The organism is Limnobacter sp. UBA3528 (assembly GCF_002377005.1).
In the GTDB taxonomy this organism is placed as follows: domain Bacteria; phylum Pseudomonadota; class Gammaproteobacteria; order Burkholderiales; family Burkholderiaceae_B; genus Limnobacter.
On the sequence record NZ_DFOZ01000018.1, the window covers coordinates 1 to 16,047 of the forward strand.

General features: G+C 53.4%; 14 protein-coding genes. 7 read left to right on the forward strand and 7 right to left on the reverse strand.

The window, feature by feature from the left end:
* Window positions 1-39: 39 nt before the first annotated feature.
* From B4N58_RS04650 to B4N58_RS04660, 3 genes are all read right to left on the reverse strand, one after another.
* Entirely contained in the window at window positions 40-930 is an 891-nt protein-coding gene (locus B4N58_RS04650) for a DMT family transporter (protein ID WP_008252234.1), read from the reverse strand.
* Window positions 931-1,034: 104 nt separating this feature from the next.
* Entirely contained in the window at window positions 1,035-2,960 is a 1,926-nt protein-coding gene (locus B4N58_RS04655; RefSeq protein WP_291746328.1) for an alkaline phosphatase D family protein, read from the reverse strand.
* Between the two features lie 53 nt (window positions 2,961-3,013).
* A complete protein-coding gene (locus tag B4N58_RS04660) occupies window positions 3,014-3,592 on the reverse strand; it encodes a hypothetical protein (RefSeq protein WP_291746331.1) in 579 nt (192 codons plus the stop codon).
* Between the two features lie 139 nt (window positions 3,593-3,731).
* Between B4N58_RS04660 and B4N58_RS04665 the strand changes: the two genes are divergently transcribed.
* From B4N58_RS04665 to B4N58_RS04675, 3 genes are read left to right on the forward strand one after another with little or no spacing between them, the layout of a single operon-like run.
* The gene (locus B4N58_RS04665; protein ID WP_291746333.1) at window positions 3,732-4,031 is read left to right on the forward strand and encodes an iron uptake protein; all 300 of its coding nucleotides are present in this window, start codon (window positions 3,732-3,734) and stop codon (window positions 4,029-4,031) included.
* Between the two features lie 12 nt (window positions 4,032-4,043).
* A complete protein-coding gene (locus B4N58_RS04670) occupies window positions 4,044-5,735 on the forward strand; it encodes a PepSY-associated TM helix domain-containing protein (protein WP_291746336.1) in 1,692 nt (563 codons plus the stop codon).
* The gene (locus B4N58_RS04675) at window positions 5,728-6,051 is read left to right on the forward strand and encodes a DUF3325 domain-containing protein (protein WP_291746338.1); all 324 of its coding nucleotides are present in this window, start codon (window positions 5,728-5,730) and stop codon (window positions 6,049-6,051) included. Before B4N58_RS04670 ends, B4N58_RS04675 begins: the two co-directional genes overlap by 8 nt.
* A gap of 49 nt (window positions 6,052-6,100) precedes the next feature.
* Here the strand turns inward: B4N58_RS04675 and ahpF are convergent, their stop codons facing one another.
* The gene (gene ahpF, locus B4N58_RS04680; RefSeq protein ID WP_008252223.1) at window positions 6,101-7,672 is read right to left on the reverse strand and encodes an alkyl hydroperoxide reductase subunit F; all 1,572 of its coding nucleotides are present in this window, start codon (window positions 7,670-7,672) and stop codon (window positions 6,101-6,103) included.
* 97 nt (window positions 7,673-7,769) lie between these two features.
* Window positions 7,770-8,333, reverse strand: coding sequence for an alkyl hydroperoxide reductase subunit C (gene ahpC / locus B4N58_RS04685; protein WP_138519071.1), 564 nt, complete (start codon window positions 8,331-8,333; stop codon window positions 7,770-7,772).
* Window positions 8,334-8,728: 395 nt separating this feature from the next.
* On the opposite strand from ahpC, the gene B4N58_RS04690 reads away from it, so the two are divergent.
* A complete protein-coding gene (locus B4N58_RS04690) occupies window positions 8,729-10,084 on the forward strand; it encodes a DUF4382 domain-containing protein (protein WP_291746345.1) in 1,356 nt (451 codons plus the stop codon).
* On the opposite strand, the gene B4N58_RS04695 is transcribed toward B4N58_RS04690, so the two are convergent.
* Entirely contained in the window at window positions 10,081-10,662 is a 582-nt protein-coding gene (locus B4N58_RS04695; protein ID WP_291746348.1) for a TetR/AcrR family transcriptional regulator, read from the reverse strand. The two genes, B4N58_RS04690 and B4N58_RS04695, sit on opposite strands and share 4 nt — an antisense overlap.
* A 150-nt stretch (window positions 10,663-10,812) precedes the next feature.
* Between B4N58_RS04695 and B4N58_RS04700 the strand changes: the two genes are divergently transcribed.
* Together B4N58_RS04700 and B4N58_RS04705 are read left to right on the forward strand one after the other, a co-directional pair.
* Window positions 10,813-13,257, forward strand: coding sequence for a hypothetical protein (locus tag B4N58_RS04700; RefSeq protein ID WP_291746350.1), 2,445 nt, complete (start codon window positions 10,813-10,815; stop codon window positions 13,255-13,257).
* 13 nt (window positions 13,258-13,270) lie between these two features.
* Window positions 13,271-14,866, forward strand: coding sequence for a neutral/alkaline non-lysosomal ceramidase N-terminal domain-containing protein (locus tag B4N58_RS04705; RefSeq protein WP_291746354.1), 1,596 nt, complete (start codon window positions 13,271-13,273; stop codon window positions 14,864-14,866).
* 13 nt (window positions 14,867-14,879) lie between these two features.
* Here the strand turns inward: B4N58_RS04705 and B4N58_RS04710 are convergent, their stop codons facing one another.
* Window positions 14,880-15,164 (reverse strand): hypothetical protein, encoded by a 285-nt coding sequence (locus B4N58_RS04710; RefSeq protein WP_008252193.1) that lies wholly within the window; start codon window positions 15,162-15,164, stop codon window positions 14,880-14,882.
* A gap of 182 nt (window positions 15,165-15,346) precedes the next feature.
* Here B4N58_RS04710 and B4N58_RS04715 point away from each other — a divergent pair.
* Window positions 15,347-16,047, forward strand: a 701-nt coding sequence (locus B4N58_RS04715; RefSeq protein ID WP_291746360.1) for a DedA family protein, incomplete at its 3' end; no start/stop codon positions are given.

A 16,047-nucleotide genomic window follows, 5' to 3' on the forward strand; every position in this document is an offset into this window, starting at 1 on the left:
GGACTGTCAAAGCGTGGTCTTGACGCGCTGACGGAACGTTCAATCCACTTGCACAGCATCGGTTTTTTGCAGGCCGTACACTGCCGCCAGCGCAGTGCCGGCCAACACCACAAGCCCGCCAATCAAAGTGTGCCAACCCACCGTTTCGCCCAGAAACAGATTGCCCCACAGCACGCCGAACACCGGGGTTAGAAAGGTCACGGTAAGTGCTGAGGTAGGCCCTATGTCCATCACCAGCCTGAAGTAAAGAAGGTACGCCACGCCGCTGCACAACACGCCCACTCCCAGAATGGCCAACCAACTGCTCATGGCGGGCATTTGCTCTGGCAGATTGAACGGCACAAAGGGCAGCAGTATAAAAGAGCCCATCAGCAAGCAACCAAAGGCATTGGTCAGCGGGTCAATGTCACTGCCCAGGTATTTGGCCATATTGGTTGCAATGCCATAACAGGCTGCGGCTGCAAGGGCAGCCGCCACTCCCAACCCGGTACCTTCCGTGTTCAGGGTTGCTGCGTCAAAGCCCACAATAATGGCCACACCCAACAGGCCGAGAACAAGGCCAAGCAAAGCCATGGGTGAGGGCACTGCACGGGTCCACACCAAGGCAACGAGCGCAGCCCAAATCGGGGCGGTGGCGTTGATGATCACCAGCACCGACGCGGTGACCGTGAACGAAGCATAGGCCACCAAGGTGAAAGGCAAGGCGGAGGCAAATACGGCAATCACAGCAATTAACTTCCAGCGCTTTGCAACCTGGGTTTGCTTGCGAGTTAGCGCAAAAAGCCCACCCAGAAAAAGTGCGCCAAACGCCACCCGAAGAGCAGCCATGAAGGCGGGGGCCATGTCGGCTGCTGCAATTTTGTAAAACACGAAGGATGAGCCCCAGATCATGGACAGCAACAACAATCGCAGCGCACTGGCTTGACTCATGGTTTTCAGCAGGTGGTGAGTGAATGCGCAAGTATGCTTAAAATAGCGCGACGCGTGATGGTGCTGGGTTGAATTCCCCCAACAATTCATAGTTTGATGTCAGATCAGTGCGCTTCGTCTTCCATGCGTTTGCGAAACTCGATGGTGTCTCCGTCGGCCAGTAGCTGTGTAATTTTGAGTGGCGCACCGGCGGCATCGAGTGTAAGCAAACCGACTCCGCTGCCATTGACCAGCCGCTCACCACGGCTGCCATGGTCGGGCTTGCGCGGCACGATGCGCATTTTTCGGCGCTTGGTGAACCAGTTCAAAGGCGACCAGGGGGCGTATAGCCAGCGATTCATGCGGTCGAGAATATCGAGCAGTTTGCGTGGAAACTCATTTCGAAAACCACTGCTGGTGATTTGCCAGATGTTGGGGCTGTTTTTCTTGCTGCGTAGTTCTACTTCGTAAGCGAATGAGTAGTGAACATCGCCAGAAAGAATGACAAAATTTTGGGGAGTTTTGCCGTGACGAAACAGGTTTAGCAAGGTGTTGGCAGCACCGCGGTGGGCCATCCAGTTTTCAGCGTCTACCATCAGGGGTTTGCCAAACCAGGTGAATGCCTTTTGTATGGTTTCAATCAACTTGACGCCAAATATGGGAGCCGGGGACACCAGCAACACTGCATCGTGTCCCAACAATCTTTGTTGTAGCTCAGAGAGTGATTCCCAATCCATCAAACCAGAGGGGTGCGCCGGGTTGAACTCCGCACGCCATCGATTGGTGCGGGTGTCGACCACCATCAGTGCGGGTTGAGTGTTCCATTTGTATTGCCAGCCGCGAAAGGCAATCAGTTCGGAAATCAGTTCTTCATGTGCTTCTTCGCCTGGCAACTGGAGGGCCTCGTCGCAGCGGGCCATCATGTCATCAGAAAAATTTTCCGGTGCATTGCCCCAGGCCTGGCACACCAGATAAGCCACCAGCGCATTGCCGATGATGCGGCGGGAAAATGGTTCTCCGTAAGCGGTTTCTTCCCACTCTGCACTCAGGTTCCAGTCGTCGGTGATGTCGTGGTCGTCGAACATCATGGCCACTGGAATGTGTGCCATCAAGCGGTGCACACAGTCCAGTTCGGCGACGAATTCCTCCATGGCTTCCAGTTGTGCCTCATAGCGTTCTGCGAACTCGGTAGGCACATCAACAGGAATGGTCATCTCGGTGTAGCGCCACGGAACGGGCGACCAAACCAAGAGGTACATGGCCATGACTTCGGACAGGGATATGAGGTGATTTCGAGCGCTGTCGGTGGTGAATACCGGTTTTTTTACACCCGTAAACAGCACGGTGCGAATGTCTTTGTTGGCCTTGGTTTTTGGCAACAGTTGGTCGCGGGTGTAATAGTGTGGCTGCTCGCGATGCAGGGTATCGCTATTGTCCAGTTTGGTGGCGGGCAAAGGCTCTGCGGGCGAATTTAATTCGTTCAGCAAGCGGTGTATGGCCACCAGCATAGGGCCCGCCACATCGTCGGTGTAAATTTGATCGCCACCCATCATCAGCAGTGCTGGCCATTCGGTCGGTGTGGCGGCCAGTTCCAGCAGGTGCTGGTCAGCCCGAACCAGGCCATCGCCGGCCGAGCTGCCTTCTTTGCGGGCGTAGTGCGGCTTTCTGCACGAACCATGCAACACGCTGCGAATCTGGCTTTGAATGACAAATCCCAGCGTGCTTCTGCCGGGGTAAAGCAGGTGCGGTACTTCTTGGGTCAGGTTGATCCATTCGCCATCCGCACCGTGTTTGTAGCTGAGTTCATAGCCCACCCAGGTGTCAGTGGGTAGCGGCATGTTCAAGGGCAGATCGATTAGGTAAATGTAATAGTGCTCTGCCACTTTCAATTCACGGCAATGTCCGCGAATTTCATGCACCTGGGAATCGTGTTTGTCCGGGAACAGGGCAAGCCGCCACTGCACCGGCCGGGACGTTGCCAGCCACAAAGTGATTCGTTCGCTTTGCATGCGACGCAACACTGGGCCAGCCAAAAGGGTGTTGATGCTCATACTGCGATTCGGGTGAGGTGTGGGAAAAATGCACAAACCCTATCAACGTTTTACTAGTAATTCGGTGGACAGCTTTCTTGGGCCTTGGCTTTTGAGCCGGCTTTTTGAATGCAGTCCTTTAACACATCCAGTTTGGGCAGGGTTTTGCAGTGGGGTACATCGGCCAATGGCTGAGTGCCATTAAAGCCACAAGCGTAATACGAAGTTACGGGATTCACAGGTTTGTTGACAACTTTGTTGCAGGCAGGTTTCAAGGTGTTGCTGACCCAGTTGTCATAGGTACTGGACTCTTTCTCGAATTCGGCTTTGTCGGCATTCAACTGGTCTGCTTGCAGATTGAAGGTGTTCACCGCTTCATTGAAATTACTGACGGCGTTTTTGTCGGGTTTACCTGCATCAAGTTTTGCTTTTTGGTTTTGCAGGGCAACGCGCCGTTCGCTCAAAAGCCTTTCGCTGCCACGCAAGTCGCTGGCCCGCTGTTCCAGCGAGTTGAATCGTTTCAAGCCCTGTTGTTCTAACTGCAAACAGGTGCGCAGTTCGCCTTCTTCAACCTGCACAGGGCTTGGGGTTTGGGCTTGCAGGGCAGGGCTGGCCAAAAGCATCAGGAATACGCCGGTTTTGACTTTGGACATGGACATGTTTATTGCAACGGTGAACTACAAGTGCTTGATCGTAGCAGATCGATAGCCAAATTAAATCGAATGAGCAATTGATTAAATAAGTAAGAATAATTATCATTACTGTTCATTAAAAAGCGTGAGTGTTTTGCGTATGAATAAGGTCGGCAGTACGAACTACTGGGTAATCAATCGGATTTTGTCAGCGTTAGTGGGTGGCTATGTATTTACCTGGGGTTTTGCATCTTTGGGCATTGCAGGTTTGGCTTTCCTCGGCGTTGATTTTCATGAAGCTGAAACCGGTGTCTTGATACTGGCTTTTCTGGTTTTTCTATGTGTGTTCCTGTGGGCTTTTGCCAGCACCAGTGTGGCCCGTGTGTGGACTGTGCTGGCGGGGGGCGGCGGGTTGATGACGCTGTCGGCCTGGTTGGTTCAACAAAACATGTTGTCTTGAAGGGGAACGTTGGTGTTCAGTAATTTTCGATTGTCCATGACCTGGGTTCATACCTGGTTTGGTTTGGTGTTGGGCTTTGTATTGATGGTCTGTTTTTTCTTTGGATCTCTGTCGGTGTTTGATCGGGAAATCGACCGCTGGGCGATTCCCGAAACACGGTTCGACGCGCAGCCCATGCCTTCGTTTGACAAGGTGCTGTTGCCTGCTTTGCAGCAACTGGAGCCCGATGAGGTGGACTATTCCACCAACATGCCCAGGCTGCACGACCCGGCCAAGGGCGAGATGACCCCGCGCACTGAATTGCCGGTGGATGAATATTGGGCTTATGTGACCCACCGCGACCCCGTGTTGGCGGCTGGTGTGGGCTATGGCGTGCCCTTGGCGAAAAACCCGGAAGACCACAACCACATTCATAAAAATGTGACCCTGGACCCCAGAACCGGTGCGGTGTTGCCTGATGACAAACTGAAAATTGGCAGCCACTGGTTCTACCCCATGCACTACAGCTTGCAGCTGAAATGGAAAAACTTGGGCATCTGGATTGTGGGCCTTGCGGCGTTGATGATGCTTGCTGCTTTGGTCACCGGTGTCATCATGCACCGCAAGGTATTCCGCGAGTTTTTCACGTTCCGGCCCTGGAAGCGAACACAACGTGCCAGCCTGGATTTGCACAATCTGACTGGTGTTGTGGCCTTGCCATTCCATTTCTTTTTTGCGTTCACCGGCTTGGTCATTTTTGCGAGTTTCTACTTCTTGCCGGTGACCAGCACTCTGCTGGACCCGTTACACAAGCAGCATGAAATTCACGAGGCAGCCTCAACTGGTTTGCCACATGATGCCGCAGGTGTTCCCGGTACGATGAGCAGTGTAGACGCCATGGTGGACGAAGCGAAACGCCGCTGGGCCGCGCGTGACATGGCAGGTGAAGTCGGCTTTTTGGTGATGCACCATGTGGGCGATGCCAACAGTTATGTGAGTATTTACCGCGCTGGCAGTGACCGGGTGGCACTGGTGGGCGAGGGCATTCACTTCAAAACCAGCACAGGCGAAGTGCTCAGTGAAGACCCGCCGCGTACCCCTGTTTCAGAGGTGAATGAATTTTTGACTGGCTTGCATTTGCAGCATTTTGAACACTGGTTCTTGCGTTGGCTGTATGTGTTGGGCGGCCTGCTCGGTGCGGTGTGTATTGCAACCGGTTTTATTTTCTTCGTTGAAAAACGAAAATCCCAACATGCGAAAAGTGGGAGCAACGGAAGCCGTGTGGTCGATTCATTGGCCGTGACCACAGTGACTGGCATGGTGATGGCCGCAGTTGGCATGCTGGTGATGAATCGGATTCTACCGCCCGACATGTTGGGCAAGGCCGATTGGGAAAAAGCTGCATTCTGGACTGTGTGGGGCCTTAGCTTTGTTCATGCTTACGTTCGCAGCGCGCCCGTTGCGCTTGGTTTATTCAACCCGGCCTGGCGTGAGCAGTGCTGGGGTGTTGTGGTGCTGAGTATTTCCGCAGTGCTGTTGAATTGGGCCACCACGGGCGACCATTTGATCAAAACAATTTTCACTGACACTTACTGGCCCGTGGCTGGTGTTGATTTGAGCCTGATGGCGTGTGCCATGGTAAGCGGTTGGGCTGCATTGAAACTTGCACGGCGAGAGCGTGGTGTGCAGTCTCATTCCGGATTTGGCGAGGTGGCCCATGCCTGAAGCACTTTATTTAACAGCGGCAGCTTTGTTCAGCTTGGTGGGCATGGCGTGGCTGGCTTTGTCCATGGATGTGCATTGGGCCCAGCTGAAGCAGATCCCCCTGGCGGATAGCCAACCACCCAAAGCAATACTCAAGGCCTTGGGTTACAGTGCTTTGTTGGTATCACTGGTGGTGTGCCTGGTGGCTGACCGGCCCTCCATTGCGGCACTGGTCTGGATCATGTTGATGGTTGGTTCGGCTGTTGCGGTGGCCTTTGCGTTGGCCAACAGGCCGGGCTTGTTGAAGGTCATTTGGCCGATTGAATTCAAGGCATAAAAAAACCCGCTGGATGAAACCAGCGGGTTTTTTCTTGAGGCGGGTTGATTTACTGTCGAATCAAATGATCGAACGCGGCCAGTGAAGCATTCGCACCCTCACCCATGGCGATGATGATTTGCTTGTACGGAGCAGTGGTGCAGTCGCCTGCAGCAAACACGCCTTCCATGCTGGTGTGGCCTTTGTGGTCCACCACAATTTCACCATGCTTGCTCAATTCCAGCGTGCCTTTCAACCAGTCGGTGTTGGGCAGCAAGCCGATTTGAACAAAAATGCCTTCCAGTTCAACCTGCTTCACTTCATCCGTGGCGCGGTCTTTGTAGCTTAAGCCGTACACCTTGGTGCCGTCGCCGTTCACCTCGGTAGTCAGCGCGTTCAGGATCACTTTCACATTGGGCAGGCTGTGCAGTTTTTTCTGCAACACAGCGTCTGCTTTCAGTTTGGTGTCGAATTCAAACAGGGTCACTTCTTTCACAATGCCAGCCAAGTCAATGGCGGCCTCTACACCGCTGTTGCCACCACCAATCACCGCCACGCGCTTGCCTTTGTACAAGGGGCCATCGCAGTGCGGGCAGTAGGCCACGCCCTTGTTTCGGTACTCGGCTTCGCCGGGTACGTTCATTTCGCGCCAGCGTGCACCGGTGCTCAAAATAATGGTTTTGCTGGTCAGCTTGGCGCCATTTTCCAGCTCCACTTCCACTTTGCCATCGGCGAGTTTTTGCAGGCCTTTTGCGCGTTGCAGGTTCATCACATCAATCTCATATTCCTTGACGTGTTGTTCCAGTGCAGCCACCAGTTTGGGGCCTTCTGTTTCTTTCACTGAAATGAAGTTTTCAATGCCGAGCGTGTCCAATACCTGACCACCGAATTTCTCGGTGACCACGCCAGTTTTCACGCCTTTGCGTGCGGCATAAATTGCGGCGGCTGCACCGGCAGGGCCACCACCTACAATCAGCACATCGAATTCGCCTTTGGCGTTCAGTTTGGCGGCGTCTTTTTCTGCAGCGCCGGTGTCCAGCTTGGCAACAATTTCTTCCAGCGTCATGCGGCCAGAGCCAAAGCTTTCATTGCTGTTGCCCTGCTGGCCTTGAAACACGGTGGGCACGGCCATCACCTTGCGCTGCTCAACCAAAGGCTGGAACATGCCGCCATCAATCATGGTGTGGCTAAACGCCGGGTTCAATGCGGCAATGGTGTTGAATGCCTGTACTACGTCTGGACAGTTGTGGCAGCTCAGCGAAATCACGGTTTCAAAATGACCGCCATTGGCCGGTGCTTGCAGGCCTTTGATCTGTTCGATCACATCTGCCTCCACCTTGGGTGGATGGCCGCCTACATGCAGCAGGCCCAGCAGAAGCGAGGTAAATTCATGTCCCATGGGCAAACCGGCAAAACGCACACGGCCTTCTTCACCTTGCTTGGCAATCGAGAATGAAGGGCGCAGGTTGTACTCGCCGTCCAGGCGCACAGACACGCGGTCTGAACACTCAGCGATTTCTTGCACCAGCTGTTCCATATCGCGTGCTTTTTCGCTGTTGTCTAGCGAGGCCACCAATTCAATGGGGTGTCGCAGCATCTGCAGATAGGTCTTCAGTTGTTGTTTGATGTTTGCGTCGAGCATGGGGTACTCCCAGGAATGTTCTTCAGGTGTTTTTGAACATGGGGCCGCTCCCTTGTGGGGAGCGGTTTACTGCTAACAATTCAAAGGTAATTTGAATTTAGATTTTGCCAACCAGGTCCAGTGAAGGAGTCAAGGCTGCGTCGCCTTCTTTCCACTTGGCTGGGCAAGCCTGGCCGGGGTTCTTGGCGATGTACTGGGCGGCTTGAATCTTGCGCTTCAGTTCAGATGCATCACGGCCGATACCCAGGTCATGCACTTCCATCACCTTGATTACGCCCTGTGGGTCGAGAACGAAGGTACCGCGCAGTGCCAAACCTTCTTCTTCAATCATCACGCCGAAGTTGCGTGTGATTTGGCCGGTGGGGTCACCGATCATTGGGAAGCGGATTTTACCGATTGTTTCTGTGGCGTCGGCCCAGGCTTTGTGTGTGAAGTGGGTGTCGGTAGACACTGAGAATACTTCCACGCCCATGGCTTTCAATTCTTCGTACTGGTCAGCCAGGTCGCCCAATTCAGTGGGGCACACGAAAGTGAAGTCGGCTGGGTAGAAAAAGAATACAGACCACTTGCCCATTACGTCGGCTTCGGTCAGGTTGATTTCTTTGCCGTTCCAGTAGGCAGTGGCTTTGAATGGCTTGATTGTGGTGTTGATCAGAGACATTTGAAGTCCTCCAAAAAGTTAATGAACAGTCAGTAAATTAATTCAACGCAATTCTAACGAATAAATTGTGCGATTGCAAAAGTTAATTGAACGTTTTTATTGATTCAAAATAACTATCGATTTGATTGCTCTCTTGAATCGCCTATAACCCCCTAATCCATAAAGAAAAAGGGTTCTAGGGAGATGTGGAGGAATTGTTACTGAGAATTGTTTTGAAAGAAGGCTCTAAAAATGGAAAGTAGTTTTTGAGCTTTGTTGATTTTCTGGAGATTTATGTTGCAACGCAAAATCATGCCTCGCGATTGTCGTAAACGTCCTTCTCCTTTGACGCGTTAAATCCGGAGCGCCCAAATTTGTTCAGATCTAATTTCAAACGGGCATTCAAGGAGAAGGCAATGCGAAAGGGAAAAACATTCATCCAAAGTACCTTGGCGGTCACTTGCGCCGCCTTGTTTGTCGCCGCCTGCGGCGGCGGTGGCGGAGATAACTCAGCAGCCACGGGTACTTTACGCACGGCAATGACTGATGCGCCTTCTTGCGGTTATGACAATGTGTTCGTCACTGTTGATCGAATTCGGGTCAACAACAGCGCCACAGCCGGCCCCGACGGTGAGGGTTGGTCAGAAATTGTATTGGATCAGCCGCGCCAAATTGATTTGCTTGATTTGCAGAACGGTGTGATTGAAGAGCTGGGCGAGGTTACCTTGCCGGTAGGTCGCGTACAACAAGTCCGATTTGTGTTGGTGGACAACGCCACCGTCGACCCGGCAGACATTGATTTTGATCCCGATGCTGACCCCACGCGTGCACCCAACCATGTGGTTTTCAGTGCGGGTGGTTTTGAGGATTTGAAAACGCCAAGTGGCCAACAAAGCGGTGTAAAAATCAATGTCGGGATCGACGTTGCTGAAGGGCAGGTTGCAGACCTGTTGATCGATTTTGATGCGTGCAAATCAGTGGTTGAGGCAGGTGGTTCTGGTAATTATTTGCTCAAGCCGGTGCTTACGGCCATTCCGCGTTTGTCCTCCGGTGTGCGTGGCAGTGTGGCTGATGCATTGGTGTCCCAGGGCGTCAGTATTTCCTTGCAGCAGGATGGTGAAGTGGTGCGCGCTACAGCACCAGTCGAATCGACTGATTTGGCAGACAACGGAGAATTCATATTGTCTCAAGTGCCGCCGGGTACGTATGACCTGGTGTTCACTGCCCCCGGTTTCATAACGAAGGTGGTGACCGATGTGATCGTGCCTGAGGGTCAGTTGGTGAATTTGGATTTTGATGCCACCACACCTGTCGATGAGAACGAAATTCTGCTCGAACCTGCCACCGTGGAAGGTGACGCAGTGGGTACTGTCACGAATACTGACGAAATGAAACCTGCGACTTTTGTAGAAATTAACCAGACCTTGTCTTTGGGGGCAACAGTGCTGATTAATTCTGCGCAGCTGTCATTTGAAACGTTTGATACCAGTGGTACTTTAACCGGCATGGGTGACACTGCGGGGTATGCTTTCACATTGACCGTGGATGCGCCTGAAGTGGCACCTTACACCGCTACAGGGGTGTTCAACTTTGCAATCGATACCGCAGCCGAAGGGCAATACACGGTAATGGCGATCGCTGAACCCGTAGACCTTACGCCGGTGGTGCAAACAGCCTCTGCCAATTTTGATCCAGGGTTTGTGGGTACGGTTGATTCGCCTCGCGAGGTGCTCACCAACGACTTTGATTTCTCCAGCAGCCCTGCACCCTAAGTATTATTTTGATGCTGAACCAAGCCCGCCCAAAGCAAATTGAACATGGTGTTTACCACCATGGCTTTGGGCAAAGCGGGTTGGGTCAACCACCACTTGGCTAGCTGCTCTCCTGCGCCCGATAGGGCGTGGGCGGTGGCTGCAATTTCTCCCTCTGTAATAACGCTTTTTAAATCGCCCAGTAACAGCGCGATGCGGTTTACTGTGTCAAAACGCAACTGAGTGGCGGCCTGTGCAGCCGGGCCAGCCACGGCGGCACCACTGTCGTACAGAAATCGAAATGCATCCCTCTCGAATTCTACGAATGAAAAATAACCCTCGATGCCGCCGCGCAATCGGCCCTGTAAGCCTTCGCCTTTTAGGGCATGTTCAATGATGTAGCCATTGAGCACTTCGCGTGCTTTTTTCAGGCAAGCCAGGTATATACCGTCTTTGTTTCCGAACAATTTGTACACCACGGGCCGGGTCACGCCAGCCGCTCTCGCGATGTCTTCCATGGCTGTGCCTTGGTAACCCCTTTCCACAAACATCCGCTGCGCAACTTCGAGCAGTTGACGTTCTCTGTCCTCAGGTTTCATGCGGGTTTGCGTTGGTTTTAACATTATTAACCCATTGAATTTACTATGGAAAAACTACACTAGACGCATTACAACTTCATAAATTAATCTTTAGTTACAGTAATGTAACTTAAGGGTCGAACACAAGACCCTACGCAAAAAGAGAGAGACATGAGGACGACAAACTGGGGTGGAGCCATTGTATTGGCTTGGGCTTTGCTATTGGCGGGGTGTATGGGCGATTCAGGTTCGCCGCAAGCGGACAGCCCGACTGTCACCAATCCCAATGAAGAGGAACCCGACACGCCGGTGGACCCTGAGGATCCAGACGATTCGGGTGATGGTGGTGCAGGTGGCGATGGAAATACACCCTTGTTTCCCAAGGATCCTGTGGTGCGCACCGAACCCGCTGGCACTGGCGCTGCGCCCGCAGGCGCCGAGCGTTGTGATCCGCTGGACCCGGCCTATTGTCTGTTCCCATTTCCAAACAATTATTTCACCACTGCCGACACCCAAACCGACACCAAGATGCGGGTGAATTTGAATGTGTTGGCCATGCCCAAAAACATTGTGGGCAAACCGATTGATCCCACCGACTGGAATCGCAATGACGGGTTCTCTCCCGGTCAACCCATTCTGACCCGTGTGCCTGGGCTTGATTTGGAAAAAACCGGTGCAGTACCCATCACCAACATAGAAGCCAGCCTGCAGCGCGATCAACCCATCGTGTTGATCGACACACTGACTTTGAAGAGGCAACTGATTTGGGCCGAACTGGACGCCAACCTGACTCAAGGGCAACTGAACCTTCCAAACGACGAGCCGGGACCTGCTTTGCTTATTCGGGTGGCGAAGAATCTGGAACCGGGGCGCCGTTATATTGTGGCCCTGCGCAACTTGAAAAACAGTGCAGGTGATACCATCGAGCCAAGCCCGGTTTTCAAGGCATACCGCGATGGTTTGCCTTTGGGCAACGCAGCCCAAAACGCGCGCAAACCGCTGATGGAAAATATTTTCAGTGTATTGGGTATGGCGGGTGTTGAACGGGAAAGCCTGTACCTTGCCTGGGATTTCACCGTGGCGTCTGGCCGCAACCTTACCGAGCGTCTTATTCATGCGCGCGATCAATCCATTGAAGCCACGGCAGGACAATCGCCGAACTTCACGATTGATGCGGTCATCGAAAATCCCGAGAACGGATCGGCGAGTGAAATTACGGCACGGCGAATTCGAGGACACATCGACGTGCCCTGTTTCCTAACCAGCCCCAATTGCTTGTCGGGGGGCACCTACAACTACCCATTGCTACCCACCGGCAGCCCGGCCACTGCATTGCCGCAGCGCAACCCATTAACACCCAATGCAAGTGTTCCTTTTATTTGCTCAATAGCGCGCAAGAACCTGGACACAGGCGAACCAGCACGTGCCTCGCTGTACGGTCATGGTTTGTTGGGTTCGCGCGATGAAGGCAACACCTACGACTTGAATGTGCGCGTGATGGCAGAGCGCCACAATTTTCTGTTCTGCATGGTGGATTGGGCAGGCTTGGCCACGGGCAATTTGCCCGACGATCAAAACGACAATCGCAAATACGATCCCTTGTGGGATGGTGTTGGTGGAGACATTGCCAGCACAGTGTTGATGCTGACTGATTTCAGTGGATTCAACCGCCTGACGGATCGTTTGCAACAAGGCTTTTTGAATTTCACGATGTTGGGTCGGGCGATGATTTCCGAGAACGGATTTTGTACTCACCCCGCATTTCAAAAAGAAGGCAAATGCCTGATAGACCGCAGCGAACTGTTTTATGACGGCAATTCGCAGGGCGGCATCAACGGTGGGCCGGTTACTGCGATTTCACCTGATATTCAGGCTGCCACGCTGGGGGTGCCCGGCATGGCGTACTCCACTTTGTTGCAACGTTCCGTGGACTTTGCACCCTACGCGCCTGCGTTTTATGAGGCATACCCCGCATCGCTGGACCAACAATTCATTCTCTCGCTAATTCAAATGCTTTGGGACCGTGGCGAAAACAATGGCTATGCCTGGAGCTTGGCCCCTGGGCGTGAATTACCCGGAACAAGACCCAACAAGCGCGTGTTATTGATCCCTGCGTTTGCTGATCACCAGGTGTACATGAACACCGCAGAAATCATGGCGCGCACCATTGAGGCACCCTTGCAATGCCCCGCAGTGGTGGGTGGTCCGTCCGCGCAACGCGGAGCCGCTGTGCTGAAGCAGGCACACCCGGCAGTGCGCGCCGAGCAGGAACAGTTTCCGAATGTTTCTTTTGGGCGCAGGCACCCCGACGATCACCCATATTTCGGTTTGCCATGCATCAAGAAATACCCGCATGCGGGCAACGCGCTGACCGTGTGGGACAGCGGCCCCATGACCAATGCCGATGGTTCTGCCAACCCCAATGGCAGTGCGCCCCCACCGCTGGACAACCGACCCATGACCACCGGTTATGGTGCTGACCCGCATGGCCACCCGCGTAACGAAGAAAAGAATATGGACATGAAGTCTGCTTTCCTGAAAAAGCAGGGTGCATTGATTGATGTGTGCAATGGTTTGCCTTGCGCGTCACGCGGCTTTAATCCCGCATTGAAATGAGGAGTACACGTCGATGAAAATTCTTCAATGGAATGTGGTGTTTGTCAGCCTTTTGCTGTCGGCTTGTTTGAACTCTGACAACAATTCAGTCACTGCATCCCGCACGGGTGTCAGTGAAAACGATCCGCCCGTGATTGTTGATCCGCCTCCCGGAAACGGTGGTGGCAATGGCGGCGGTGGCAATCCAAATTTGCTCGATACTTCGCAGTTTCGTGCAGCGTCGGCGAAGCGAAATATAGATCCCACTCCTGCACAAATTCAGGGTGTGGTGACCAGCAACACGCCGATCATTGGAAAGCTGCAGCAATTCAACCTGGGTGGTTACGGCGGATTCGCATTCAATGGTCCTGAAGACGTGGTGAACTTTGATATTGGTGGTCCTCCTGCCAACGGAATCGGTGATGGCACTTTTGTGCGTGTGTTTGTACTCGAGAGCCAGGTGGAGCCGGTGAATCGCCTGGTATTCGTCACCATGGATGCCATTGGTGCAGGCAATGTCATTCAAAACAAATTGAAAGCGGCAGTTGCGCAAGCTGCCAATGTGCCGCCCAACAATGTGCTGTTTGCACAAACTCATTCCCATTCTTCGGCCGACTTGCAAGGCCTGTGGGGTGGTGTACCTGCCAGTTGGTTGAATTGCGAACAGGCGGATCCTGCGCAAGCCTGTGACCCTGCCTTGAAAGGAGGTTTGTACCAACTGGCTGCCCAAGCAGCTGCCGAAGCGGTGGCCAGGCTTGAGCCGGCGTATGTGGATTTTGCCCAAACAGTGCTGGAAGGCGAAGCGCGCTTGAACAACTTTCGCCGCTGCGACCCGGATGACTCCCGCATGCCCGACCCCACACTCACCTTGTTGCAAGCCCGGACTGCGCGCGGAGAGGTGTTGGGGTCGTTGTTGAACTATTCGGCACACCCCACTGTGCTGGGTTCCAGTAACCGCTTGGTGCACACTGACTGGGTGGGCGGGACGCTGCGTCTGCTTGAGCGAAATTTCGATTCCACCGTGCTGTTTTACAACGGCGCAATTGCCGATTCTTCGCCACGCGCACCTGCCGCGGAAGACCCCTATGAGAAAGCCAATGCCATGGGCGTGGCAGTGGCTCAAGCCGCCATGAATGTTTTAAGTCAGCGCAAAAAGGTAGAGGGCGGTTTGCTGGTTGCGCATGCCAATGCCTTTTTGCCAGTGACCAACCCTTTGTTTGTTGGGGCGGGTGGCTTGCGCAGCTTTAACGGCTATTACAACTTCACACCGTTGGGCGAAGAACTGGCCGCCAATATTCCTGGCTACGAAAACTTTCCTCAAGTGGCTTTGTATGCGGAAACGCCAGTCAGTCGAATTCAGCTGGGGCAGGGCGAAGGCAAGGCGCTTGAATTGGTGACTATTCCGGGCGAGGGTTCGAAGGGCATGGCCGACACTATTCGTGCGCGAAGCCAAACCCCCATGATGCTGCTGGGCCTGACGCACAATTCGCTGGGCTATATTTTGACTGAAGATGAATTTGGAAATGGTTTGTTTGAATGCCAGTCTTTTTATGAAGAAACCGTGTCGCTGGGGCCTTTGACAACCCCAGCGTTGAACTTGCAGGCTTACGATCCGCTGTTTGCGCAGTAAGCCGTGTGGTGTTTTAGAACTTGGACTTGGCCTTGTCGAAGGCCTCTTTGATATTGTCCCAGGCGCTGTTGGCACCTTCTTTTAAACTCTCGAAGGCCTCAGCGCTGGCGCCCTTGAGTTCTTCAAGTTTCGAACGACCTTGAGCCAGCTTGGCCTCCAGTGCGTCGATGGATTCGTTCAATTCCTTTTTGGCGTCTGCTGACTTGCCGTCGGCTTTGGCCTTCAGTTTGTCCAGGTCTGCTTTCCACTCGTCCAGTTGGGCGTTCAGTTTGGCCTTGTAATGTTCGAGGTCTGCCATGGTGTGTACTCCTTCATGTTGTAAACCGGAAGTGTCAGGGTAACAACACTTTGTGACTTGAAGTAGACGGATTGCCCGAGTGCTTCCTCTAAACCCGGCAGCAGTCGCTGGAAAATGCTTATGATGTCGCTATCTGCAATTCGCGCATTATTCTTGCCGGGCAGTTTTTGGCGGTACCCACCATGTCTTTGTTTGAAACCACAGAAGTTCTGGTTTTTTTCAACGTGCTGTTGCAGCAGTTGGGTGCCCCCGTGCCTGCTGTACCCACCATGATTTTGTCCGCCAGTTTGTCGGCTCAGTGGTCGGGTATTTTTTTGCTGGCTGTGGTTGCAACTTCGGCGTCGCTGATCGCCGATTGGGCTTGGTATATCGCCGGCCGGTATTACGGTTATCGGGTGTTGTCGGTGCTGTGCAAGTTGTCCATCAATCCTGAATCATGTGTCAGTCAAACCGAATCGCGCTTCCGCGTGTGGGGGCCTTGGTCCCTGGTGGTGGCCAAGTTTATTCCTGGATTTTCCACGGTGGCGCCCCCCATTGCCGGGGCCGTTAAAATGTCCATTCTCAGCTTCACCATAGCGTCGGCCCTGGGCGCGTTTTTATGGGCCATGGCAGCTTTGCTGGCAGGCTGGTTGTTCAAAGACCAGGTCAACGCTATTTATGCAGCGCTGCAAGACAACTTGTTTATCGTCGGCGTGGTTGCCGCGCTCATTTGTGCGTTTTGGTTGATGTGGAAACTGGCACGGCGTGATGCATTTCAGGCACGTTTGAAACTTCCCAAAATGCCGGCCGCAGAGGTTCTGGCTTTGGTGAAGGCAGGGCAGTCCAACCTGCGCCTGGTCGATTTGCGACCCGCCATGGTGCAAGAAGCCGAGCCATTGGCGGG